The following is a 25,562-nucleotide window of genomic DNA, read 5'->3' as shown; positions in this document are numbered from 1 at the left end:
CGCCCTTATAACCGGAAAGAGTTAATGCAAAAGCTTCTCATCTATTGGGTATGTGGTGCAAGTCTACTTGCAACCGGCTGTTCCACCTTCAAGGAGGCGAGTAACGCGATACCTGATGCGCTCAACAAGCTCCCTTTGATCCATCGCCCCGATATCCAGCAGGGCAACGTCGTCTCTCAGGAGTCGATCAATAAACTGAAGCCTGGCATGTCAAAGAGCCAGGTCAGTTATCTGCTTGGGACCCCGATGCTGGTTGATGTCTTTCATCAAAACCGGTGGGATTACTACTACAGCATGAAGCAGGGCAATGAAGCGCTCATACAGCAGCGTGTGGCGCTCTATTTTGAAGATGATCGCCTAACACGTATCGAAGGAGACTACCGCCCCCAAGCAGAGCCTCCTCTCGAGGAAAATAAGCTTTCTGATGAAGAGGTCGTTATCACGGTACCGGATTACACAGGCGATCGCCAAGGCATCTTTAGTCGTGCCCTTGAATCCGTCGGCATCAAATCTGACGACTAGTCGATGTGGATCGGCCGAATACCAAGGCAACACCGATCCAACACCGAATATTAATTCCCTTTTTTAAGATCTTTCCCCTCTGCAGCCCGTTTTTTACGGGCCTGCTTTGGATCAGCGATTAAGGGTCGATAGATCTCCACACGGTCACCTGGATTGAGCTCAGCGTCTGCTTTTGCGGCCTTACCGAAGATACCAAACTTGGCATTTTCAATATCGATTTCAGGAAAGCGATCCGTTATATGAGAGCGCTCAACCGCCTGCCTGACCGTCGTCCCCTGCTCCGCCAGCACCTTTAATATGGCCTGCTCGTCGGCTTTTGCATAGGCCACTTCTACTTCAAATTGTTCACTTACCACGGGCTACCTCATCTGCACGTTTGCAGAATGCATCAACTAATGTATTAGCAATCTGGCTAAATACGGCACCAAATGCTGAATTGATCAACTTCCCTGCAAATTCGAACTCTAACTCCAGTTCCACCTTACAAGCATCCTCTCGTAATGCAGTAAAACGCCATTCACCGTGTAATCGTTTAAATGGCCCATCTTTTAACTGTATCACTATCCGCTCATAGGGAAAAAGTTGGTTACAGGTGGAAAATACCTGGCTAATACCTATCCGTGACACCTCGAGCTGGCCACACAACTGCTCGCTGTCTCTAGAAAGCAACTGGGTGGATTTGCACCAGGGAAGAAACTGCGGATAGGATTCAACATCATTGATCAACTCAAACATCTCTTCCGCTGAATGCGCCACCAAGGCGCTCTTATGTACTACAGGCAACTAAACCACTCCTATCGCCTGCAGAAAGACCAGCACAACGGCCACAGGCGTTATAAACCGAACGACAAAATACCACAGCTTGAAATCAATCCCTGATCGCCCGCCCATTTCATCAACAACAGACTCCCGGGACATCACCCAACCCACAAAGAGGGCGATACACAATCCGCCAAGGGGGAGAATAATACTCGAAGTGAGGATATCCAGCACATCGAACAGACCATGCCGCTTTAATTCACCACCAAAACGGAAACTGAATGACCAACTACTGAATGACAAAATAGTCACAATTCCCAGTAACCAAGCCACAATACCTGTCCAGATAGCCGCACGAATCCGATCGATTTCCCGCTTCTCGACGATCCAGCTTACCATCGGCTCAATCAAGGCAATAGCCGAGGTCCAGGCCGCAAAAACCAGCAACAGGAAAAAGAGTGTCCCAAAAAAACTCCCGCCAGGCATCTGTCCAAATACAATGGGAAGCGTCTGGAATATCAGCCCTGGACCCTCGCCTACTGCCATATCGTGGGCGAAAACAATGGAAAAGATGGCCAGCCCAGCCAACAAGCCCACCACCGTATCCAAAAGGCCCACAAGGATAGATGTCTTGGCAATGGATAGACCACTTGGCATATAAGCGCCATAGACCATCATGGCACCCAGACCAACACTGAGTGTAAAGAAGGCATGCCCCAGGGCAACGAGCAACGCCGAGGGGGTCAGCTTGCTGAAATCACTGTCAAACATGAAAAGATAGGCTTGCACAAAATCACCCTGACGCCACGCGTAGATGACCAGAACCAACAGCATGGCAAACAGCAGGGGCATGAGGATCTTGACAGCCTGCTCCAGACCCCGTTTGACTCCGCGTGAAACCACCTTGATTGTCATCACCATAAAGATGGTATGCCAGGCCAGCAACCGTTCAGGATCGATCACCAGTTGTGCAAAAATACTACTTGCACCCTCTGCTGTCACACGCACCAGCGAGCCACTGGCTATCCGCACCACATAGGCGAGCGTCCAGCCTGCAATCACACTGTAGTAAGAGAGGATGATCAGGCCAGCCAGCATCCCGGCCCAGCCCACCCAACGCCAAGCCTTGTTTCCACCGGCCTCAACTGCCAAGGCCTGCAGGCTGAACACAGGACTTTGCCGACCACGTCGGCCGATCAACACCTCAGCCATCATGATGGGTATACCTACGATCGCCAGGCATATCAGGTAGGCCAATACAAAGGCACCACCGCCGTTTTCACCAGTGATATAGGGGAACCGCCAGATATTTCCCAAGCCCACAGCCGAACCAGTCGCCGCCAGAATAAACATCAGGCGTGAGGACCATTGACCATGAATGGATATGCGCTGGGACAAGGCGTTACTCCTCCGCAAGTTTGTCGGCTACCGGGCATCCTAGCCACAACCCTATCCTAAGACAGAGAATCCGCATTCTCAGCGAATTTCGCCATCAGCACAAGTTAACCCAGCCACAGCTTGGGAAATTCGGGACACACACAGAGGTTTATTGGAAATTCGTGGCACACACAGCGGTTTATTGATTATCAGACTAGCGTCAGCCCTACCCTGTCACATACAATTTGACTCATGGCAAAGAAATCTAAAAAACAAGCTGGGCATGGCGGCTCAACCATTGCGCTTAATAAGAAGGCGCGTCACGAATATTTTATTGAAGACCGCTATGAGGCCGGTATTTCCCTGCAAGGCTGGGAAGTCAAAAGCATACGGGATGGTCGTGTACAGATCACCGACAGCTATATCTTTATACGAGGTGGCGAGGCCTTTTTAGTCGGCACCAACATCACGCCACTACTGAGTGCATCAACACACATCAAACCGGAGCCAATGCGCTCCCGAAAGTTGTTATTGCATCGTGAAGAGCTGGACAAACTGGTTGGCATGGTCGAACGCAAGGGCTATACACTGGTTCCGACAGCACTCTATTGGAAGAAAGGCAAAGTCAAGCTTGAAGTTGGTCTGGCCAAAGGCAAGCAGTTACATGACAAGCGTGAAACAGAAAAGAACCGGGATTGGGATCGAGACAAACAACGTATTCTCAAGGCCCAGTAAGGATGCGGCGGCCATCTGCCATTACACACAGATGGCCGCTCATTACTAATACTCCAAATCTGATGATGTAAATAACCTTGTAGGCTTTTTCCCCAACACCCTTTTGAGTAGATCATTCAGCGTCGCCGGGTCATTGTCGAACCCACCATGCACCTTACTCAGACTACGCGGCTCTCTGACCACATCACCCTGGCTGTATACAAGCTCCAGGCCTGTCAGCTTGTTATCCAGCTTCTTACTGTATAACTGCATCCCCAATATCGGAGCAGGCGTATCTTCCTCAAAAGAGCGTGAAACAAAATAGAGCAGTGACTTACGGTAGGGACCCACAGCATCATCCAGTTCCAACTGCTCGCTGAGGTTATAAATCGTCATCTCATTAATACCAAACTGAGTAGACGGTGTTGCGATGATCGGTTTGTAGTGACTGTCAAACAGATCAACCGTGGCAGCGGGCGCCAGCAAGCTGCAACTACTGATACGGAGCTTGGGCGCCAACGTCTGTATTGCGGACAAAAGATGAGCCAGTAAAACGGCCCCCGTACTATGGCCAACCAGATGCAGTTTGAACCTAAGCCCACTCCCCTGACCCAGTGCATCTGTGAATGCCTTTAGCGTCTGTACACCCGCGCGGTTCTGCTCAAAACCAGCACTCGCACCAAACTTCATCTCACGCCACAAAGCTCTACCCGGACGCCTGGCAAGTCTTTCAAGCAAGCGATCCCACCAATCACTCATCCCACCAACCCGATCGCCTGTCCGGTCACCCCGCGAGCGAATCACATCCAGCAGCTCTTCCAGTATCCCGGTGTCATACATCACATGATACGGATAGATCCGATTGGCCTTAAATACATCCCGCATGGCAGCAATGCGCTTGGCTGAGTCTTTGGGACTGTTCAATCCACCGTGCGCATAGATCAGCAGATGATCGTACTTGGTACTCTCCTTCAGTCGTGCAGCGGTTGCCTTAACATCATCAAGGTTACTCCAATAGCTACCGGCATCATGGAACTTACCATCATCGATATGTACAAAATGTCCCGCAATCTTACCCCTGGGTGGTGAGCTGCGTGCCACGGCCGAACCATCCCGGGCAAAACCTGCCTGCGCACTCCCCAGATGCCATATTTGAGGCGTCGGCAAGGCCAAGCTAAGGACCCAGGCATCAACCAGATTTTCATACCAATCCTCATAGGTCCAAAGCGCTGTACCACCCTGCCCCCAGCCCTTACCCCACGAGTTCTGCACCCAGAAACCCTTGCTGTTATACCCCACCAGGGCAAAAGCGTGCCCACCGGTGATCTCATCACTCAGCGGAATCACATCCCGCTTGATGGCACTGGAAGCCCAACCCTCATGCACATTGGCAGAACAGAAAATAGCCCCCGCTTCGTTGATAGCGGCATGGAAGTCACTGATTCGATGATTCAGACGATAATAGGCACCGATGGTATTTGAACGGGCATCCTTTGCTGCACGGACAGTGAGTTCCCCTGGCTTGCCATCGCGATAAGGCCAGAAGCTGTCCCGACAGACCCCCATATTGGAAAAGCCCTTTATCGCGCCCCTACAAGATGAACCTGCATAATCCTCTCCTGGCCACTCATCATGCTTACGGGCCATCTCATACAGCATACGGGCACTCACCTTAACCTTACTGCCACGCGCTTGATTCAACAGATTGATCACTGCAGCCAAGCCGAACCCTGTGCAGGCCCCCTCACTTTTCTGATCTAGCGGCATCAAAGTGCGGGGCTTATTCAAGTACCGCTTCAGGGACATGGGAGGAGGCTGATACTCCCAATCCCGGTTATCTGGAAGATCTGCCGTGGCGGTTAACGGATAGCCATCCAACATTGCTGTTTTATTCTTAGCCATAGATCAATTCCTTTGCGGCATTCAGTCCAGACAGACCAATAAATCACACACTTGTGAAGGCACAGGAGTGGATAATTGGATTGAGGAAACCCGATGAAATGGGAACTGATAGTTGCTATCAGGGTATCCCTACCCCATGTACCACTACTGCAAACAACTATAGCCCACATTACCAAAGTCGGTAGGAACAGACTATTGGTTTAGGAAACCACCCGCTATCTATTGAAATAACAGAATTACCCCCAATATCACAGGACAAGGAACTAACAGACACGCTATACTGTCTGTTGGTTATACCCAAGGGGGCGACATGGCTTCGACGTGGGTGATGAAACCTGAGGTGCATGCCGAGGATACAGATACCCTCGTTAATAATTCTGTAACACTATAGTTGCCAACGACGACAACTACGCTCTCGCCGCTTAATAACCGGTAGAAGCCGTCTGACTGGAGCCGTTCTTGTGCGTCCAGCGTCCCTCGGGACATTTCAGGCGTCATAGCTCACAAGATCGCGATGAAGTTTGTCCGGGATGGATTCGCTAAAACTTAACCGGAACCGCTGTCTGCACGCCCCGTTTGCCGGGCAGTAGCCAGTTAAAAATAATCGGCGAAACTAAGCATGTAGAGCCAAAGGCGGAGTGCTTGCGGACGGGGGTTCGATTCCCCCCGCCTCCACCAATTCGACATCTAATAAGATCCAATAAAAGCCTACAGCCCGCATAACAGCGGGCTTTTTTATTGCCTATTCGTCCTATAGCGTCTAAAGTTACCCCATAGAATCCTGAACCTATCGGGGGTAACTATCGGGGTTACCCCAAGAGTCATGGAGCAGTTACCCCAAAATGCCGCTTACAGACACCGCAATCAAGAAGGCCAAGCCAGAGGCCAAGCAAAGGAAGTTATTTGACGAGCGAGGACTCTTTCTTTTGATCACCCCGAAAGGGGGTAAGTGGTGGCGATTTAAGTACCGCTTTGACGACAAGGAGAAACTGTTATCTCTTGGCACCTACCCTGATGTAAGCCTAAAGGACGCCAGAGAACGGAGAGATGAAGCCCGGAAACAGGTTGCGGCTGGCATTGACCCAGGAGAACACCGCAAGGCCAAGAAGTCGGCAAAGGTAGCGAAACAGTCCAACAACTTTGAAGTGGTGGCCCGAGAGTGGTATGCCAAGCATTCCCCCAACTGGTCAGCCAATCATGGCGACAGGATCATCCGCCGCCTGGAGCGGGACATCGTCCCCTGGATCGGTGGCTCCCCAGTAGCCGACATTACCGCCCCACAATTACTGGATGTTATCCGCAGGATAGAACAACGGGGAGCCCTTGAAACCGCCCACCGCGCATTGGGCAACTGCGGACAGGTCTTCCGCTATGCAGTTGCCACCGGACGGGCTGAACGCGACCCAACCGGTGACTTGAAAGGCGCACTCCCTCCAGTAAAAGGCACACACTTTGCTGCTGTGACTGATCCGAAAAAAGTCGGCGGCATACTCCGTGCACTCGATGCCTACGAAGGCACCCTGATTGTCCGCTGCGCCTTACGGCTTGCTCCTCTGGTATTTGTTCGACCCGGAGAACTTCGGCACGCCGAATGGACAGACATCGACCTTAAAGCCGCAGAATGGCGTTATACAGTTTCCAAAACGAACACCCAGCACATCGTCCCACTCTCCGTACAAGCTATCGAGATATTGCGGGAGGTTCACCCGCTCACCGGCCGGGGGCGATATGTATTCCCCAGCGCGAGAAATCCAAAAGGCGACAAACCCATGAGTGATAATGCGATCCTTGCCGCAATGCGACGCATGGGAATAAGTAAAGACGAAATGAGCGGCCACGGTTTCCGAGCGATGGCGCGAACTATCCTTGATGAAGTGTTGGGCTTCCGCCCCGATTACATCGAACACCAGCTTGCCCATGCAGTACGCGACCCTAACGGACGTGCCTACAACCGTACCGCCCACCTGCCGGAACGGCGCAAGATGATGCAAGAGTGGGCAGATTATCTTGATAAGCTAAAAACAGGGGCAGAGATTATTTCAATCAATCAAAGTGCGTAGAACCAACAACGTGACACTTACTTATCAGGATACCGAGGCTGTAGCAGTCCATTATCCTCAAGACATATACAGGTTGTTCGTGAATATTTCTATCGGAGGGCAAAACTGTCAGCACACGACACTTCATGGCCGTCAAAGACACTTAGGTAGGCGGCAGGAAGCATCCAGTAGCGGACGTTCATATTAACTCCCCCGGTTTGTCTGTAGAAAATAAATGCGTCCCCTTTTCTATAAATGCGTCCCCTTTTCTAACATGCGTTTGTTAAGTGTCTTCTCCAAACCACGATGATGTATCCACTATAAATTCGTTGGGGTTTATTTTAATGTCATCTGGTGAGGCCGCAGACATCTTAATTGAGATGCTAAAAGGATAGTCACCGCCTATTTCGGTAAAGTCCTCACCCTTTCCGTACTCCTGAGTAACATAAACGGTGCCAGAAACCGCAACGGTAATACCATTTTCTTCAAGATACTCAACCTCTAGTTCTTCAGGGGAGACTTGCTCAACTATTACATTGCTGGCGATAATTAATAGCTCGTCCGGAAATGAGTTTATAACCTCTAAAAAAAGCTTTTCGTGCAAAGAATCTGGGATACTCTCAAGAACCAGGTTCTCTAGAGAGTCAAGTTCTTCAACAACTTCTGCCGAACGCTCGACGATATACTTCATGTCTTCATAGAACTTTTTCGGACAGGTTTTGAAGTGCTTTTCGGTAATATGAGTGTATTTATTGAAAAAATTGAATTCTTTTAAGTAATCCTTAATGCTTTGATTAAGATCCTCTAATGCATGTTCGCTCAGATAGCCATCAGATAAAAATCCTTGGGCACAATATTTCAGCTTCTGCCTTCTTGTAACTGCAAACTTGTCACTTTCGAGCGCATACCAGCTCGCCGCTGTTACCTTTGAGTCTGGCGCCTTTCTATCAATAATATGCAGTACTAACTCTCTCATGGAAAATGCAAAGTTGTGAAATCTAAGCGGATTTCCATGTGAGCAATAATTCCTTAGAGCCGCCTTGAATAATTTTTTTTCAAAATCACTTACTAACAATGACTCGAATTGCTTAATGAAATTATGGTCCAGTAACTTCTTCAACTTCATAGATGATTCGTACTTTGACTAAACTCTTAACGCACCACTCACCGTACATTAGGAGCGAAGCGAGTAAAATTTCCGAGTGCATTGGCTTGTTATACGGCTCCTCAATGTGGAACACCACCGCGCGAAATGATTTGTTCAGCATCCCGATCATAACTATCGGCTACACCCCGTAATGTCGTAGCTAATCGTTGGTATCCAGCATTCTCGACCTGATGGGCTCTCTGTCGATACTTTTCGGCTAGCGCTCTCTCAGGCTTAGCTTCCGGGTCAACTGTGTGGACTCCTCTGGAGTTATGAATACCCGTGCTATATCCATCGCGTAGGCTAGAACGCTCTCTGCTATTTATTGCTTCTGCAATCACTGGGTGAATCCATAAGCCATCTGGTCCCTCTGGGGAATTGACGAGCACATCCCCAAGCTGAATCATCGCAACATCATAATGCCCCGAGGCTTTGACTATCTCTTCCATAGCAGTCAGCCATTCCGTAAACGCATTTGGTTCGAATTCTCCATCCGCCCGAGCGCCAGGGACAACTTTCCATGTAGAAAGTAAACGGTATGCATTAGTGGCAATATTACGACGCTGCTCGGAAGACTCTTCTGGCTCTGCGCCCTCAGCACGATAGATCAATTGAATAAGCTCACAGAAAAAGCCGGGGTCGGAAGCTAGCCTATTTTCTAATGTGATTGGGGAACCATCACTGTGACTGTCTAGCAAAGACACATATGCCCATTCAACATGAAAGAGCTTATCTTGATCGGTAGCAGCATTCTCTTGAAGAGCTTTAATGATTTCGGTGATGTGGTAGCTGTCAATTCTTCCAGTAGGCTCTTCAGCCTGTACTAGCGCCAACAAAGCGTCACAGGCCAATTCTGGGTTGATATCTTTCTTCATATATAAATCTCTCGTCAACCCTTCAATCGCAGCATTTGGCCTGCCGAATTCAAGCAACTTCCCGAGAGCATACTCAGTATCGTCCTCTGTCTGATAGGTATTGGCGCTGGTGTTATTCCAGTACTCATTTTCGACTTCACCAAGCAACTGTGCAGCTCTATCCCAGGCATTTCTCTCAAATGGCAAAGCACACAGCAGTAAGGCTATCTGCTTTGGCTCCCAGCCTGCCTTGTTAATATCATCAAACCACTGCCAGTTACCCATGAACCTCCGACGCCATGCATAGGCAGCAACGAACGACCAAAGCTTTTGATCTGCCATATCCAGAAAACAGGGTAAGAGTTCTGCATCAAACTCAGGTTGATCCATATCCGCCAGCACGTCACCCACAAGATGGGCATTGGAAACTGTCATAGCAAACTCTAGTACCTGAGGGAGACCTCCTTCGCCCAAGATATCCCCTATGGCCGCTTTCCGTATTTGGAATAATTTCTCTTGTTCTTCCTGCCAATCTCCATCGCCTTCATAGAGATAAGTATCAGCATCTGAAAACAGACGAATATTCAGTAAGCTAGGGCTTTTTGGCGCCAGTTGACTCGCTATTTCCTCGATAGGAAGCAGAGAATCATCACCCAAGGACCACTTAGCATCTGAAAAACGGCGGTGGCGGGCAATTAATTTGCACAAAGCAGCCCAGATTGGCAAACGCTCTTGCTCAGAGAGCTTTAAACAATGCTCAGATACCAGCTTATCTCTCAACATTTCAGAGGTAGGTGGTGGCAAGTGATCATAGTTACCCGCCAAAGACGCGAGCTTAACGATATCAAAGCCCGCCTGCTCAACAATCAATTCAGCACAAAACCGAGACTGCTCCCAATATTCGTTATTCGTAACACCTTTCTCCCATTCATCAGGTATCGTTTCTCTCCAGCTCGGTTTATGGGTTCCGGTAGTCGTTGAATGTTGATTTGGAAGTAAGCTCTCCAGCAACTTCCAACCGACTTCGGGCTGCTCAGCACAGATTGTCTTAAGTGCTGCCTGTCGCTTTTCAATGGAAGCTAAAGTATGTGGTAACCATGGAAGAAAAATATCTGTCAGCGAATTACCGGGCCTATTTGCCCAGTTACCGCCCGGGTCATGTGAGGCTATCTCTGCTAAAACAACCGCAGTGCGGCTCAAGTAAGTCTCCTCCCAGGCGATACCCTCAAGCGCCCATAGAAGACCAGTAATATAGTTTCTGCCGAAAACCCCCGTATCTTCTTGCTCAAATAACCTATCAAAGGGTGAAGGTGTGGAGGCTATAGCATTTTCTACAGCCGATAGAAACTCATTTGGGTTCGCTTCTGAAAGGATTGGTAGCAAGCTGTTCAGGCTTCCCCAGCGGGCCCAATCACTTTCCTCGAACAATTCACGCACTGATAATGCCGCAATAGCATCTGCCTTACCCTGAGTGCTATTAATTAAAGAGGTTGCCCGACTACCAATAAGCGCTAATGCTTCCGCCAAGCCCTCACGCAAATTGCCAGAATGCGGAAACACCTTTCCGTGGATGGCAGCAGCGTATCGCTCTTCACCAGGCAGCTCAAAAGAAGGATCCTCAATTCGGAGAACCTCTAGGGCAACGGCTTTGAAAGTATCCAAGTGATCGTCAAAAAGCCTGCCCCCTAACTCCAGCCAGGATTTCAAACGATCTTTGAAGCCCCATAAACCATTTTTGTAAGACAACGGACAATCATGAACTTGCAAGGTCTCTCGCAGATCAACTATCCAGCTGTTGTAGTCCTCTCCAACTATCTGCGTGACAATCGCGACGTCTGCCTCATTGCTTTCTTTCCAACTTCCGATTAGATTTGCAACTGCCAGCTTTTGAGCAGATGCATGCTGATTCCAATCAGTTGCAACTGGCTGCACCTCATCTTCTACTTCTTCCTTGGCAAGCTCTTTAGGTATATGTGCGATCTCCGGCTCTCTGAAATGCTCGACCAAATCATCTGGTAGAGTATCAAGAGTGATTGTCCCCGCATATTGATTAAAGTCTTGTACCTCATTGACTATCTGGTACCAAATTTTATCGGGGATATCCTTATTGAACTGAGCAATATGCGAATTCAGCAGTGACGAAATTACACTTCCCTTTTTTGCAAGGTCATAACCGAGAAGATGAAAATGTTTAAGGAACTCGTATAAGTCCTGTTCTTCAACATCACTGCCTTTATTGGCGACTTTGAGCTGTGCTTTAAAGGCTGTCAGTTTATTCCTGACATTATCTGAGCAAAAATGAGCCCGATCTACTTGGGTTAAAAACTCATCAGCATCGCGTGTATGGCGGGCTTGTTCTAATAGCCCATTAACCCCATCGGTATCGGTGGCATTGATTGGCCCTGTAATTAGAGCAATTACGTCCTTTCCTTTAGTAAAGACATTGGGATTATTAAAATCATTCCAGGCTGCTTGAACAACCTCGGCAAATAATTTGCTCTTGGTGGTAATTGCTATCGAGTTTTTTACCTGCCCAAGTAACCGTCGGCGATCATTGTTTACCGGATTTTCAACGAAAACTATCAGATCATCTGTACCATAGCCTGCTACTGCGCCCTGCAGCTTTATTTCTACGATTGGCCATGAGGGCAGGCAGGGGGCGTAACCACCACTTAACATTAAGGTAACAAATGTGGCTTGGATATTGGCCTCAAATCTTGCGCCACCACTGCCTGTCGAAAAAGGATTACTGAGCTGTTTTCCATCTGTTGCCATTTATTGAAGTAATCCCTTTTTATCTTGATTTATTTGTATCAATTAGACTCGACTTCAGCCGAATAACGATGTGCTTCAGCCGCCGCTTTGCAGCGTAGCCTAAGGCGTAGCGGAAAAGCGGTCGGATGCAACCAATTGTTAGAAGTCTTCATGTCGGGGCATGCGTCGCCAAGAACGAACCCACGCCAGCAACCATATTTTTCGCCTGGTCTGGGGTGAATTCGTCAAAGTTTCCATGTGCGGCGGCGTTGCGAATGTCTGCGAATGATCGAAGTTGCTTCGCTGTTAGTTCGTTGTACGCACCCCTTTTCTTAAGCGCATCAATCAATGCCGAGAGCATAAGACGCTTGCCATTTGCTTCGTCTGGCTCCGGCGGCTCGAGCGAATGACAGATGCTTCGAAGACCATGCTCAAGAACCGCACCAGCAATCACAGCGGCTGGTATATGGGATTTTTCGGCCACCCCTTTCTCAATTAGAGATTCAGCCTGAACCAGAAAGTCAGCATTCAATTCTGCGTCAATTTTGTGTTCGATGTTGTCGAGAAATCCTTCTTTGAAATCTTGTAGAATTGCTTTCAAAAAGGAAACACCAAACTTTTTTGAGCCGGGATCATTTGCGAGACTGTTAATGCGTTCCACCGATGTTCGATGAATACTGGATTCCGGCACGACCACATCAAGAAGTGACAATACGTTTGTTTTCCATTCAGTGAACTCATCGCTCGGCACATAATGCCGCGTGCGGTAATGCTTTTCTCCGGTAACGTAATTACCACCCGAAACGACTTGCTTGCTCATTTCTGGCAAATCGGAACCAATCTGAATCAGATGCTCGAGTCTGGCTATATACTTTTGCGTTACGTTGCTTTGCATTCCAAGTGTCTCAATAAGACTTCTAATATCTGATTATTCGGCTCGCACGTTTGTCATAATATACAGCTGTAGAATATATTGACGATCCCGCTACATTGTTCTATGAGTATTCAATATTTAGGGCTAATTTTGGAGTGAGGCATCCCGCCCATAGAAGCTCATTCCTTAATGTTTCAGAGTTTATCAGCCAGCAACCTTGTTGCACAGCCACAAGATAAACGTCCGCTCCATATCGTTAGATGACTTTGACGCAAGTCAATCGACTAGCTGGAATCAACAGATAGTGTTCAATAGTAAATAGATGTGCCACCCTTTCTTCAGTGTAGTCATGCCAGTACCCCGTCTTTCCTGGCCTGCAAACTGGATCGGGAATGCCGAATAAAACATTTAATTTACAGCATGTTAGAGCTGATAATAAGATCGTGACCAGCGGTTCTGAACAGAGCCGTTTCACCGGACATAATGAAACAGAATGGGCGGTCATAATGGCCGGGAATACGCAGCAGGAAGAAGATGGCGTTTGTTTACTCTAAGCTTGAAAAAGAGGCCAAATGCCCTCTATAATGGGCTCAAATGGATTGGGCAATCCCGGTCGGCGTTATAACCTCGGTGGTTTCATCGGGGTTTTTCGCTTTTTGGGGCAGGGAAAATCTTCATGCCTAGTCCTTCATAGCCCTGGCCCACATCCTCTCGGCCACCATCGCAATAGAACTTCTTCTTTAGCACCTCAAAGGCTCGGTTATCTTGTTCAGGGCGCAATGTCTTTAGACCGATGGGCCTAGCCACCAAGTCGGCCAGCTGCAGCCCTGAAGACATTACTTTCTTATCGGCGAAGAGAATCTCAAAGGGCAACGGTATGCCCATACGGTTATTGCCGTCACAGATTCTGCGAAACTCCAGCTCCAGCTCGGTATCTTCTTTAGAGCCGCGACACTCAACGACGATATGGGTCTTCTTTTCGTGCTCGCCTTTTTCCTGCAGGAACTCATAGAGCGTTTCCATGCAGAGCCCCAGGGCGATGTGATAGGCGTTATCGGATGCGTCCTGCTTACTGAGTGAGCGTTTATCAATTGTGGCGCTGATCAGGATGAAGTTGCTGAACTCGATAATTCCGGTCAGCTCATCCATAAAGGAGTGTTGGTGCTCCCGGCTCTGGAAGATATTGAACACCCCCTTTCGCCGGCGAATCTCGTTTTCATGCAGCACCACCTGGTCGTGGCCAAAGTGATTGAACTTGAACTTCTCCAGCGCCGGCACGATGGCTTCGCTGTAGTGGCGTTTATGGAACACGCAGAAAGCCAGCACAAAGATCGGGTAGCTTTGATCGATGCTTTGTAAGTTGTGATCGCCACTCTCATCGACATAGACAATGTGCCTGCTAAACGGGCTCTCCTCAGTCCTAGCTTCATCCTCAGCTGCGGGCTCATGGGTGAGTGCTTTAATCTCGGCATCGAATTCAAACAGAGGAAGCTGGTGATCTTCCCCGAGAGGGGGTTTATCTGCCTTCTTGTCCTCGCTCATCGAATTAGCGCCTGCTCCACCATCGCATCGGCCAGATGCAGTTGGGTTTCCTGGGCGTGTTGCAGGCGGGCTTTAAGCTGGTCGCAGAGGGTCATTAGTTGGTCGACTTTGGTAACGATGCGGTGTTGTTCTTCAGTTGGTGGCACGGCCAAAGTCAAATCAGTAACATCGTTCATTTTAAGATTAGGCTGTAATCCACTACCGCCAAATCGTTTTTTGTATCCATCAAGGACAATCGAACTTTTCAGATACAAAAAACAAAATGCAGACTGGTCTATTAAACGAATTGCTGCGACGCGCTGGTTCAGTAATGACTTATCGTAACTACTTGGGCATCTACTTATTTTTAAACCAGTACTAATGTAGGGGCGAGTCAGCGCCAGAATAAGGTCTCCCTTACGAACAACGTACTGTGCATGACTGTCCAAAAATTCATCCGGGAGGTAGTCGTCAGTTTCCAACAACTCACCAACACCGGCATTAGTGATTTTGATGACCTTGGTGCTACCAGTATTGGTAAAATCACCACTCTTAAACGAGGCCCCAGCAAAGACGTATGCGTAATCATCCAATCGGCACCACTCCCACCCCTGCGGCAGCGCAAAGGGCTTTTCGTCCTCGCCAATCGGCGGCAGTGCCTTTTGCTTCTTGATCTTCTTCTCTTTCACCAGCTGCGCCTTTTCGGCCGCGATCTTTTTCAGCAGCACAGTGGCGGGTTCGTCGTTGGGGTCTTGGGGGACGAGTTTGCCCATGACGGCCAGTTGCAGGACGGTTTGCTTGAGCTGGTCGATGCTGTGGTCGGTGGTGAACAGGGTGTCGAAGACGGTCTGGCCGACATTTGCTCCTGCAATGTCGGCATTCCGGCCATCCGTGGCCATCATGCGGGCCCAGTTCTGTTCCAGCTCGGCGGCGGTCGCTCCCGGCGTCCTTGCCTCCCGCGACACTTGTGCGTCCTGCACATCGTCGGCGCTGTTGGTGAGGGTCGCCAGCAGGGTTTCGACCAGCGTGGCGTGGGCGTCGATGCTGGCTTCGGTTTGCTGCTCCAACTGGTCGCACAGAGCCATCAGTTCATCGACTTTGGCGACGATGCGGTGTTGTTCTGTTAACGGCGGAATTGGAAACTCAAACATCTTCAATACTTTTTTGCTTAATCCCTCAATCGCCATTCCGACCTGCCTCCCCCATACAAGACGCTGAACCATTGGCGAAAGAATTCCGAGGTGAACGAATCGACCCATTCGGGGTTCGATAAGCCGAATGATTGTCACGTGCTGACTTACATTTGCTTCAACTAACTCCTCTGGAAAGATCGTGGAGCGCCCAAGGGAGGCTCCAGTTATATTGAGTAGAACATCACCGGGAGTGACCTTTGTTTTCTCCATCTTCTGGTGCGTTTCTTCGGGGATGTAGGCTATGTCTTCTAGCTTTAAGCCGTCATTCCATACGTTTTGAGAACGTAGAAAAGGAATTCCCGTTTCCACATAGGCATTCTTTCCGCCTCGCGGCGTACTTCCCGAGCCAAGCTTTGACGTGAGGTTGCCTAGTCGCGCTAAACCCCACCCAGCAGGAAGCTCAAAAGGCTTTTCAGCATCTGTTACATCCGGTAAGACCTTTGATCGAGGGATCTTCTTTTCTTTGACCAGTTGAGACTTCTCTGAGGCAATGCTCGCTAGCAGCACAGGCGCCGGCTCATCGCTGGCATCTTGCGGCACCAGCTTACCCCGCACCGCCAGCTCAAGAATCAGCTCACGCAGTTTCTTGATTCCATAGAGGTCGAGTTTTTTGCCGCTGCCTCGCCCGCTGGCAGAGCGTGTCTTAATCGCTGAAGTCCAGATATCGATATTATCGGTTATCAGGTCCGCCGGATTGTTGGTGACAACGGGTTGGGTCTTTAACGCCTCCATCACTACGCTCCCTTACCCAGCGCATCGCCCAGAATCCTCTTCAGCTGGTTACGCAGCTCGCCGATCTGTTGTTGCTGCTCTGCATAATCTGCCAACAGTTCGTCGGGATCATGACTCACCTGCTCACCCACATGCGGGTTCTTGATATCGAGATTGAAGTTGCGGGCGATGATCTCGTCGATGCCCACCTTCCAGGCCTGTTCGTTCTCTACCCGGGCGGCAAAACCGTCGGCCTCGTCGCCCCACCAGTCGATCTCGGTCTGGAACTCCTCAAAGCGCATCGGTTTGGTTTTGTTGTAGTTCTTCACGCCCTCGGGATAGGGGTGTTCGTAAAACCAGACCTCTTTAGTGGGCTGGCCCTTGGTGAAAAACAGGATGTTGGTCTTGATGCCGGTATAGGGGTTAAACACACCATTGGGCAGGCGAACAATGGTGTGCAGGTTGCACTCCTCAGTCAGCAGCTTCTTGATCTTGGTCTTTACACCTTCACCAAACAGGGTGCCGTCTGGCAAGACCACAGCGGCCCGGCCATTTTCTGCCAGTACTTCGATGATTAACTGCAGAAACAGGTCGGCGGTTTCGCGGGTCTGAAGCTCGGCTGGGAAATTCTTCTCGATACCGTCCTCTTCGGTGCCGCCAAAAGGCGGATTGGTGACGATCACATCGACTTCTTCGTCCCAGCTGGAGAGTGGCTTGTTGAGGGTGTTGCCGTGTCTGATCTGCACCGGCACTTCGATACCGTGTAACAGCATGTTGGTGGTACAGAGCAGATGCGGCAGCTGCTTCTTCTCGACGCCGTGGATCTGCTTTTGCAGGGTTTGATGGTCGACGGCCGTTTTGACGTAGTTGGCTTTTACATGATCGAAGGAACAGGCCAGAAAACCGCCCGTGCCGCAGGCCGGGTCCATGATGCTTTCGCCCAGCTTGGGATCGATGCGGTTGACCATAAAGCGGGTAACGGCACGGGGGGTGTAGAACTCACCGGCATTGCCGGCGCTTTGCAGGTCACGCAGGATCTGTTCGTAGATATCGCCGAACATATGGCGCTCGTTGGAATCGGTGAAGTCGATCTCATTGAGCTTGTTGATTACCTGACGTAACAGGGTACCATTCTTCATGTAGTTGAAGGCATCGCTGAACGCTTCTTTGACGACAAAGCCCCGCGGGTTTTTGTCGATCGGTGCAGTGAAATTTTTCAGGTCGCCGAACAACTGGTCGTTAACGAATCCGAGCAGTTCATCACCGGTCATGCCCTGGTTATCGGCCGCCCAGTTGCGCCACAGGTACTTTTCCGGGATGGGGAAACGGTAGTTATCCAGTTCCATCTCCAGCTCTTCTTCCTGGGCGTCGAACACTTTCAGAAACAGCAGCCAGGATAGCTGGCCCAGACGCTGGGCATCACCATCGACGCCGGCATCCTTACGCATGATGTCTTGTATGGATTTGATTACAGAACTGATCGACATAGTTTTCTCTTCAATAGTCATCCGTCCGGCACGGTGCATGTGACGCGGTACCAGACGATATAACAGGGTTTAAGCAGAACGGGGGTCCAGGCGGTAGATCTCGGCTTCCAGTTCACTCACAGCATCAAGGTAGGCCTGTTTATCCCCAAAGCCTTTTTTGACAATTTCGATGGGGCGCCCCATTTCATCAAAGGGTTTCACCTTGAGCACATGGATATTTTCGATCTCCTGAACCCCTTCATCGGCATATTTATCCAGCAGGGTCGTTAACACTGCCTGGGCGGTCTCGCCGTATTTGGTGAAGTAGTTTCGCTTCTTGACGTTGTCAGCCCGCTCCTTGCGGGTCAGTGGTGGCTGATCATAAACTACATGGCAGATCAGGTCGAAAGGATCGAGATCCTTGCCCACCTCCTGCGCCAGCACATCCCAGAGGATACCCTCCCCTTCCAGCTCGTCAATGATGGCCTGCTTGCGCTCGGCAGCATTCCAACGCTTGGTAAACTCATCAAGCGATGCAAAATGAGGTGCCATGGTCTTGCGGGTGTAGTCCCTGAATGACTCGGTCACCAACTTGCCATCGGTATCGTAGTACTGAACCCGTTCCGCGATGGCTTTAACGGCAACGCCATTGACGTAAAATTTCTCGACCTGATTTTCGTCATCTTCCCAGGGTCCGTAGTCCCCATCGGGCAAGGGTTCATAGTCACCCGTTCCCTCTTCATTGCCTGCGGCATTGTCTCCATCTGATGGGCTATTGCCCTCTGGGTCGACACCGTTGATGATGTCATCCAGGTCTGCGTCGTCATCGTTAAGCTCCCCCGGTGTGGTGATCATTATCCGCTCGGGGATGCCGTCGAAACCCTTATCCGCAAATCTATCCGTTGCCTTCTTGAAATCCAGAATGGTAAACCAGAGCTTGTTGAACCGGTCGTCAATACGGGTACCACGGCCGATGATTTGCTTAAACTTGGTCATGGACTGAATGGTTTGATCAAGCACGACCAATTTACAGGTCTTGGCATCCACACCGGTACTCATCAGTTCAGAGGTGGTTGCTATCACCGGATAGGGCTTTTTGGGGTTGATAAAGTTATCCAGCTGGGCCTTGCCGATCTCATCATCACCCGTAATTTTCATCACGTACTTTTCGTTTTTAGCCACCTGCTCCGGGTTTAGATTCACCAGCGCACGGCGCATGCGATCGGCATGGTCGATGTCGTTACAGAAGACGATGGTCTTGGCCATGGGATCGGTGCGTTTGAGGTAACTGGTGATGGTTTGTGCCACCAGCTCGGTACGCTCATCAATGACCATGGTGCGGTCAAAGTCTTTTTGGTTGTAGATACGATCATCAACAAGTTCGCCATTTTTATCGACCTGCCCCTTGGTGGGACGCCAGCCTTGCAGATCGATGTCAATATCCACCCGCACCACCTTATAGGGGGCCAGGAAGCCATCTTCGATGCCCTGTTTGAGTGAATAGGTGTAGACCGGGTCGCCGAAATAGTCAGTATTGGAGACATCTTCAGTCTCTTTTGGCGTCGCGGTAAGGCCAACTTGGGTGGCGCTGCTGAAATATTGCAGGATTTCACGCCAAGCGCTATCTTCAGCAGCGCTGCCACGATGGCACTCGTCAATGATGATCAGATCAAAGAAGTCGGGATCAACCTGTTTATAGGCTTTTTGGGCTTCCTCTGGGCCGGTGAGTGCCTGATAGAGCCCCAGATGAATCTCGTAGGCCGGGTCTACGGTTCTCCCGGTAATTTTGGTCATTGCCTGACCAAAGGGCTGGAAGTCATTGATGCGGGTCTGATCTACCAGGATATTACGATCTGCCAGAAACAATATGCGCTTCTTATGACGTGCCTTCCACAACCGCCAGATAATCTGAAATGCTGTATAGGTCTTGCCGGTGCCGGTTGCCATCACCAGTAACACGCGATTCTGTCCCAGTGATATCGCCTCTAGGGTCTTGTTAATCGCTTGTAGCTGGTAGTAACGGGGGGACTTACCGCTGCCGTCGTCATGGTAATCCTGGGTGATAATTGGCAGCTGTGCCTCGGTGTATCCCTTCCAGTTACAGTACCGCTGCCAGAGTTGTGCAGGTGTGGGAAACGCTTCCAGGCTGATTTCGGTTTCTAATGTCGCAGGGTTGGTCTTGTCGTGAAATATAAAACCATCACCGTTGGTGGCAAAAATAAACGGCACCTCAAGTAGACCGGCATAATCCAGCCCTTGCTGCATCCCTTTGCCTATTTCGTGTTTATTGGCCTTGGCTTCGATAACCGCTAGTGGCATGCCGGGCTTGTGGTAGAGGACGATATCCGCCGATTTTACCTTCTTTCGGGCAGCAGCCTGACCACGTACTACCACCTTTCCGTCACGCAGCTTCACCTCTTGGCGGATCTGAGTCATGTCATCCCAGCCGGCAATCTTTATGGCTGGAAGAATAAACTTACTAATGATGTCCGTTTCGGTGAGTGTTGTTTTTTTTATGCCAACCATAACAAGGGCTTCCTTCCACTACTCATACAAAGCAATGTACTGTAAAGTCCCATACAATCCAAGGAAATAAAAGAGGCCCTGTGTTCGCAGACGTCCACACTTATTTTTTGGGAAACGCAGACAAGCACCCTCAATGATACCCATTGACAACCACACTCATTAACACAAGACAATGACAAAAAAATTATCCGAGCGCAGATTTCCAACTGTTCTGGCCGATCAGGTCTCTAGGGCTCTATCTGGCGTGCGTGATCTAGAACCTGACTACGTACTGGAACTGTTGGCAATATGGAGGAGAAATCGAACACGTTATATCGCAGCAGTAGGCGTAACGGTATTGTATAGCGTCCCTGAAAAGGCAAACTATAATCCACTACCCTTTCCTCTAGAGCATTACGATCGTATCTCAGCACTTGCAGAGGCATTTGAAGCACTGAACAACTACAACAACGGTGGACACGTTGATTATGCTTCTGCAAAAGTCAACAGCGCCCTAAACAAAGAGCGTGCGTCGAAGCCAAGATCGGGTTCAAAAAAGTTTTTCGAGAAAGAATTCATTCAATATCTCGAAAGACGCAGCTACCACAAATCAGATAACAAACAGGAAATTATGCTCGCAGCTTTAGAAAGATTCGGTATAAAAGAAAGCACTTTTTATCGCGCCATAAAAAGCAATAAGAAAGATGATAACGCCTCTTGACCCCCCCGCATCCTCATTTCCACATAGACTTATTTGCCAACAGCTTACTCCAGGCAAATAAGCTTACTGTCATTTAGCCGTTAGTGACAGTTGGGCCGGTTAGATTGAAGTCCTAAGCACTTCAAACTAGCCCTAGGAGGCCCTATTGTGAACTATTCAATACTTCGAATCGAAGCCGTTAAAGCCCGCATTGGCTTATCCAGATCGACTCTTTATCTTCGTATATCAAAAGGCACATTTCCAAAACCGGTGCATCTCGGAGGCCGTGCAGTCGGCTGGATTGAGGCGGAGGTGAATGACTGGCTAAGCCAACAAATCAAGGCCAGCCGTAAGGCGGTTGTTGAGGGAGGCCAGGAAAAATGACTAATAAAATTAAAGGCCTCGCTGGCTGGCACCAAGCGAGGCCAAAGATTGCTACTTACACAGCTTATTTTATCCGATTTGGCAGTCGAATCAAAGTCGCTATTGTCACTCTGACCTTGTGGGGGTTAATCCCGATCGTTGTAGCTGAATGGGCTGTTCGGATAGGAGAGCGCGATGAAAAATGACGCACTCACTAATTTCCATGACGCCATGCTAAGTGTCGGGCTTGTACCACCTCACACCATCCAACCAGGGAAAATGCACCGCTTTCCTGGCATTGGAAAAACCAAAAGCAACAGGTCCGGGTGGTGTATCTTTTTTGAAGACGGTCTGGGCGGCTGTTTTGGAGACTGGTCTGCTGGGCTATCAGAAACCTGGCAAGCCGAACGCTCCACACCCCTGTCAGCACAAGAGCAACAACAAATCGCCTTGATGGTGACTGCAGCCAAGGCAAAAGCTGACAGGGAGAAACTCTCTATTCATCAAAAAGCCGCCGCTGAGGTACGTGGTCGATGGAAAAGAGCACAGCCAGAGCTAGGTGATCATGCCTATCTAAAATGCAAGGGCATACTGCCTTATGGAACCAGAAAAGAGGCCTACTTTCTATTAGTCCCGGTACAGATTGATGGTGAACTGACCAGCCTGCAAGCCATCGCGCCAGATGGCCAGAAACGCTTCCATCCTGGAGGAAGGATAAAGGGAGCACATTTCATCATTGGAGAACTGACCAATGCACCGAAGCTGTTGATCACCGAGGGTTTCGCTACTGGAGCAACCCTACACCAGGAAAGCAGCCTACCGGTTGTCGTTGCTTTTAATTCAGGAAATCTAAAACCGGTCGCTCAGACACTCCGCAAGCGATTCGCGGGGGAAATAGTGATCTGTGGTGATAATGACCTCTTCACCCCAGGCAACCCAGGTAAAGCAGCGGCAATCGAGGCTGCCAAGGCGATTGGTGCAAGCTGGGTTATTCCAGACTTCACAGGGCTAAATGCTGGCCCAAAGGATACAGACTTTAATGATCTGGCCCGGCTGGTAAAGCAACGCAATGAAAAGGGGTCTCGCTCATGAATATCATTATTGAACAGTTGAGCGACGCAGTTAACCTTCTAACTGAAGCCGAGGCGACTCTTGAATCTGCTGTTGTAGCACTTGAGAGTGGTGACGTAGGGGCCCATTGGGAAAATGAAGCTATTGAGGCCGCACAGTTTATCCATAAATCAGATTTGTGCATTTTTAACAGGCTGCGAGCCAGATTGAAAAAAGCCAATAAAGATTCTCAGATAACTGACTGGACTAAGGCGGTTAAAAAGCTGTCACATGATGGTGAGGAAACATCCAGCCACGCTGATGAACTGGTGGCACTAGTGCGGGATAAAGCAGAACTCTTCCATAACGAGAAAGGCGATGGGTACGCCACCTTTTACCAGAACGAACACACAGAAACCTGGGCGCTGGGTTCTTGCGGGTTTCTCGAATGGCTCGAATACCGAGCATTCAAGGAACTAGGCTTCACGCCGACCGAGACATCAACCAAGGCCGCGATAAGTACCCTAAAGGGTTATGCCAAACATGAAGGCGAACAAAGGGAAGTTTATCTCAGGTGTGCGGCGCACGACGATGGATACTTAATTGATATGACCAATGACCAATGGCAGGCCGTGGAAGTGCTTCCATCGGGCTGGCGGGTTATCGACAACCCGCCAGTGCGGTTTATTCGGTCTAGTACGGCGTCAGCTTTGCCTAGCCCCACCAGCGGTAATATTGATCTGTTATGGCGGCATATCAATATATCCAAACCGAATAGAACGCTCGTTCTGGCATTCTTGCTGGAATCGTGGCGGCCTGAACTGCCCTTTACCATATTGGAAATATCCGGGGAACAAGGAAGCGCTAAATCATCCACACATGAGCGGCTTCGGCAATTATCAGACCCCAATAGTATACCGCTTCGTACTGCACCTAAGGATGTCCAAGACGTTTTCGTGGCCGCATCCAACAACTGGCAGGCATCCTTTGAAAACATGAGTACCCTTCCACCAAAGATGCAAGACGCACTATGCACGCTGGCTACTGGCGGGGGATTTGCTGCACGGAAGCTATACAGTGATGCCGATGAATCGGTTATAGAGGTTAAACGGCCTGTAATCATTAACTGCATTGTTGCTATAGCTACCCGACCAGACCTGATTGACAGAACTATTCATCTAGACCTACCTCGGATTGACACCTACAAAGGCCGCAAAGAATTGGACGAGGCATTCAGTCAGGATAGTCCTTCAATATTTGCAGGGCTACTGGATATCTTTGTTTCGGTGTTGCGAGAGCTCCCAAAAGTGCATATTGAAAAGCCGCCGCGTATGGCTGATTTTGCCCGATTAGGTGAGGCTGTTCACCGCGTTTTAGGTATCGAATCATCATTTACGGCTATCTATCGTGACAACCGAGCAGAATCATTGAGCCGATCGCTTGAGTCATCCCCCGCTGCATTGGCTATTCAAGAATTGATCCGGGACAGATCGAGGTGGACCGGAACGGTGAAGCGGCTAAAAGAACTACTGGAAGAGCGTTACCACCAGGATGGAGAAGGCTGGCCGCGTTCTCCGCATGGCCTAGGGAAAATTTTACGCCGAATGGCTCCCGCATTAAGGGCAATGAACATTGATGTTTCATTCGATCCGGTGCGACATCGTGACGGATGGCATGTTGATATATGCTCGATTCCGATTATTTCTGAATCCGGAAACAAAGTTCACAAAGTACACAAGTTCACAGATGACACGGAAAAAGGGGCAAAAAATGGAGCGAACGACTCTGACCGTGAACTTGTGAACTTTGTGAACATAGATTCTGAAACTAAAAAAACATCGAATGGAGATATACCGGATGGATACTCATCACAGGCAGAGGTGACGATATGAACGCGGCACAGACTATTGACCACTGCCGAAGCCTAGGTCTTTTCATCCGGGCTGAGGGTGGCTACCTGAAGATCACAGGTCAAATAAACGCGCTAACTACCGACATAATTGCCATTCTAAAAAGCCGTAAACCGGAAATTTTAGCACTGATTACAGGAGCCACTCCCCTGCCATCGGGATTACCTCAGATTGAAAATGAGAGACATGATAATCTTCCATGGAGCGGCGCATACCACTATACCCTACGCGACTATCCCGGTAAGACATTCACCCTAATAGCCAGAGGAAGCGACCTGAACAATGCACGGAAGATAGTGGGGAAAGTCCATGGCTTCAAACAAGCGGCAGAGGTATGGCCTTATGACCACCACAATCATGAATAATAATCTTCATCTCAAACAAGGTGCACTCTTGAGAATTATTGATCTATTTGACGCATTTCTTGTCCATGATATACGCGGATCATCCAGGGTAAAAACCGGCATGTTACATTCTTCTGCATCACCCAGTGCCTAAGGCAATAACGTTAGAGGCCACACGAATGGCAATGAAGAGTACTTTTGGTTTTTCAATTAATGAATTTAAACCTAGCGGGCACGCCAACAAAGGTATTCTCTTGTTATATTTCGAATAGTTTTGAGAACGGAGCTAAATGGGCGTCGATATAATGAAACGGACAGCTTCCAATTCGTGAGCGAGACCAGTGAGCGACTTTCCCATAATGGCCCGGTTCACCTAGTGAAATAGCATAGGAAACAGGAGTATTACGCGCGCGCGCGAGGCACGGCCTTAGATTCTGACCTGAAGCCAAAAGGTCTTAAATGGAATACCTTTAAGAAACTAACCGCTCAACATGATTTCTTTGTGCGGATTTCAATGCCCGGGTTTGCCGCACGTATAAAACTAATCAAAAACTTAAATACTGATTTATTACAATCCGCGGATTAATTGAGACCCCATGAATGTTTTGACAATAGGCGACTCTCGGATCATTAATTAATAGGCTTTCAATTTACTCGATTTTTTAACGGCTTATCTATTTGACAGGCATTGACAATGCATTAATCAAAAGCTATTTTTAACCTTCAACATATTACGGCTCTGAGAGTCTGATAATGGCATCAACGACAATAGGTCTTTCTAAGGCTGAGTCGAGGCCGGCAGCCTTTGTCATTCGATATCAAGTTTAACTTGTATAGTGATATTAATTGGGGACTAA

At 49.2% G+C, this 25,562-nt stretch carries 21 protein-coding genes and 1 other RNA gene; 11 read left to right on the top strand and 11 right to left on the bottom strand.

The features are described from left to right. The first annotated feature begins 24 nt into the window (after positions 1–24). Positions 25–522: an outer membrane protein assembly factor BamE gene (locus FHP88_RS07875; RefSeq protein WP_144358488.1), complete on the top strand. Its 498-nt coding sequence runs from the start codon at positions 25–27 to the stop codon at positions 520–522. Positions 523–572: 50 nt separating this feature from the next. Here FHP88_RS07875 and FHP88_RS07870 read toward each other — a convergent pair whose 3' ends face one another. The 3 genes from FHP88_RS07870 to FHP88_RS07860 are packed head-to-tail and all read right to left on the bottom strand — an operon-like array spanning position 573 to position 2,679. Then, positions 573–878: an RnfH family protein gene (locus FHP88_RS07870; protein ID WP_144358487.1), complete on the bottom strand. Its 306-nt coding sequence runs from the start codon at positions 876–878 to the stop codon at positions 573–575. Then, complete coding sequence (locus tag FHP88_RS07865; RefSeq protein WP_144358486.1) at positions 868–1,305, bottom strand: type II toxin-antitoxin system RatA family toxin; 438 nt, start codon at positions 1,303–1,305, stop codon at positions 868–870. The genes FHP88_RS07870 and FHP88_RS07865 overlap by 11 nt, the downstream gene beginning before the upstream one ends. Beyond that, positions 1,306–2,679, bottom strand: coding sequence for a sodium-dependent transporter (locus FHP88_RS07860; RefSeq protein WP_144358485.1), 1,374 nt, complete (start codon positions 2,677–2,679; stop codon positions 1,306–1,308). 231 nt (positions 2,680–2,910) lie between these two features. On the opposite strand from FHP88_RS07860, the gene smpB reads away from it, so the two are divergent. Then, positions 2,911–3,393, top strand: coding sequence for an SsrA-binding protein SmpB (smpB, locus tag FHP88_RS07855; RefSeq protein WP_144358484.1), 483 nt, complete (start codon positions 2,911–2,913; stop codon positions 3,391–3,393). A 45-nt stretch (positions 3,394–3,438) separates the two neighbouring features. Here the strand turns inward: smpB and FHP88_RS07850 are convergent, their stop codons facing one another. Next, the gene (locus FHP88_RS07850; protein WP_144358483.1) at positions 3,439–5,274 is read right to left on the bottom strand and encodes a C1 family peptidase; all 1,836 of its coding nucleotides are present in this window, start codon (positions 5,272–5,274) and stop codon (positions 3,439–3,441) included. Positions 5,275–5,575: 301 nt separating this feature from the next. Here FHP88_RS07850 and ssrA point away from each other — a divergent pair. Then, positions 5,576–5,952: a transfer-messenger RNA gene (gene ssrA / locus FHP88_RS07845) on the top strand. Positions 5,953–6,116: 164 nt separating this feature from the next. Further along, positions 6,117–7,334, top strand: coding sequence for a tyrosine-type recombinase/integrase (locus FHP88_RS07840; protein WP_144358482.1), 1,218 nt, complete (start codon positions 6,117–6,119; stop codon positions 7,332–7,334). Positions 7,335–7,596: 262 nt separating this feature from the next. On the opposite strand, the gene FHP88_RS07835 is transcribed toward FHP88_RS07840, so the two are convergent. The 3 genes from FHP88_RS07835 to FHP88_RS07825 all read right to left on the bottom strand — a co-directional run bounded on the left by FHP88_RS07835 (position 7,597) and on the right by FHP88_RS07825 (position 12,963). Beyond that, positions 7,597–8,439, bottom strand: a complete 843-nt coding sequence (locus tag FHP88_RS07835; protein ID WP_144358481.1) for a hypothetical protein — start codon at positions 8,437–8,439, stop codon at positions 7,597–7,599. Positions 8,440–8,540: 101 nt separating this feature from the next. Next, positions 8,541–12,089: a hypothetical protein gene (locus FHP88_RS07830; RefSeq protein WP_144358480.1), complete on the bottom strand. Its 3,549-nt coding sequence runs from the start codon at positions 12,087–12,089 to the stop codon at positions 8,541–8,543. A gap of 148 nt (positions 12,090–12,237) precedes the next feature. Beyond that, complete coding sequence (locus FHP88_RS07825) at positions 12,238–12,963, bottom strand: hypothetical protein (protein WP_144358479.1); 726 nt, start codon at positions 12,961–12,963, stop codon at positions 12,238–12,240. A 371-nt stretch (positions 12,964–13,334) separates the two neighbouring features. On the opposite strand from FHP88_RS07825, the gene FHP88_RS19135 reads away from it, so the two are divergent. Then, on the top strand, positions 13,335–13,496 hold the full coding sequence (locus FHP88_RS19135) for a hypothetical protein (protein ID WP_186297653.1): 162 nt from the start codon (positions 13,335–13,337) through the stop codon (positions 13,494–13,496). A gap of 82 nt (positions 13,497–13,578) precedes the next feature. Here FHP88_RS19135 and FHP88_RS07820 read toward each other — a convergent pair whose 3' ends face one another. The 4 genes from FHP88_RS07820 to hsdR all read right to left on the bottom strand — a co-directional run bounded on the left by FHP88_RS07820 (position 13,579) and on the right by hsdR (position 20,350). After that, on the bottom strand, positions 13,579–14,484 hold the full coding sequence (locus FHP88_RS07820; protein ID WP_144358478.1) for a DUF3800 domain-containing protein: 906 nt from the start codon (positions 14,482–14,484) through the stop codon (positions 13,579–13,581). After that, positions 14,481–16,388 carry a restriction endonuclease subunit S gene (locus tag FHP88_RS07815; protein WP_144358477.1) on the bottom strand — a complete coding sequence of 636 codons (1,908 nt, stop codon included), beginning with the start codon at positions 16,386–16,388 and terminating at the stop codon, positions 14,481–14,483. The genes FHP88_RS07820 and FHP88_RS07815 overlap by 4 nt, the downstream gene beginning before the upstream one ends. A gap of 2 nt (positions 16,389–16,390) precedes the next feature. After that, complete coding sequence (locus FHP88_RS07810) at positions 16,391–17,854, bottom strand: N-6 DNA methylase (protein ID WP_144358476.1); 1,464 nt, start codon at positions 17,852–17,854, stop codon at positions 16,391–16,393. A 69-nt stretch (positions 17,855–17,923) separates the two neighbouring features. After that, complete coding sequence (hsdR, locus tag FHP88_RS07805; RefSeq protein ID WP_335341566.1) at positions 17,924–20,350, bottom strand: EcoAI/FtnUII family type I restriction enzme subunit R; 2,427 nt, start codon at positions 20,348–20,350, stop codon at positions 17,924–17,926. Positions 20,351–20,531: 181 nt separating this feature from the next. Between hsdR and FHP88_RS07800 the strand changes: the two genes are divergently transcribed. The 6 genes from FHP88_RS07800 to FHP88_RS07780 all read left to right on the top strand — a co-directional run bounded on the left by FHP88_RS07800 (position 20,532) and on the right by FHP88_RS07780 (position 24,726). Next, the gene (locus FHP88_RS07800) at positions 20,532–21,059 is read left to right on the top strand and encodes a hypothetical protein (protein WP_144358474.1); all 528 of its coding nucleotides are present in this window, start codon (positions 20,532–20,534) and stop codon (positions 21,057–21,059) included. A gap of 147 nt (positions 21,060–21,206) precedes the next feature. After that, positions 21,207–21,422, top strand: a complete 216-nt coding sequence (locus FHP88_RS07795) for a helix-turn-helix transcriptional regulator (protein ID WP_144358473.1) — start codon at positions 21,207–21,209, stop codon at positions 21,420–21,422. Next, a complete protein-coding gene (locus FHP88_RS19130; RefSeq protein ID WP_186297652.1) occupies positions 21,419–21,607 on the top strand; it encodes a hypothetical protein in 189 nt (62 codons plus the stop codon). The genes FHP88_RS07795 and FHP88_RS19130 overlap by 4 nt, the downstream gene beginning before the upstream one ends. After that, complete coding sequence (locus tag FHP88_RS07790) at positions 21,597–22,493, top strand: toprim domain-containing protein (protein ID WP_144358472.1); 897 nt, start codon at positions 21,597–21,599, stop codon at positions 22,491–22,493. The genes FHP88_RS19130 and FHP88_RS07790 overlap by 11 nt, the downstream gene beginning before the upstream one ends. After that, positions 22,490–24,343 (top strand): hypothetical protein, encoded by a 1,854-nt coding sequence (locus FHP88_RS07785; protein ID WP_144358471.1) that lies wholly within the window; start codon positions 22,490–22,492, stop codon positions 24,341–24,343. The genes FHP88_RS07790 and FHP88_RS07785 overlap by 4 nt, the downstream gene beginning before the upstream one ends. Then, entirely contained in the window at positions 24,340–24,726 is a 387-nt protein-coding gene (locus tag FHP88_RS07780; RefSeq protein ID WP_144358470.1) for a hypothetical protein, read from the top strand. Before FHP88_RS07785 ends, FHP88_RS07780 begins: the two co-directional genes overlap by 4 nt. The last annotated feature ends 836 nt before the right edge of the window (positions 24,727–25,562 follow it).

Source organism: Sedimenticola selenatireducens (assembly GCF_007625115.1).
GTDB lineage: Bacteria > Pseudomonadota > Gammaproteobacteria > Chromatiales > Chromatiaceae > Sedimenticola > Sedimenticola selenatireducens_A.
Note: the sequence above shows the minus strand (reverse complement) of the source record. Positions and strands in the feature narration are given on the sequence as shown.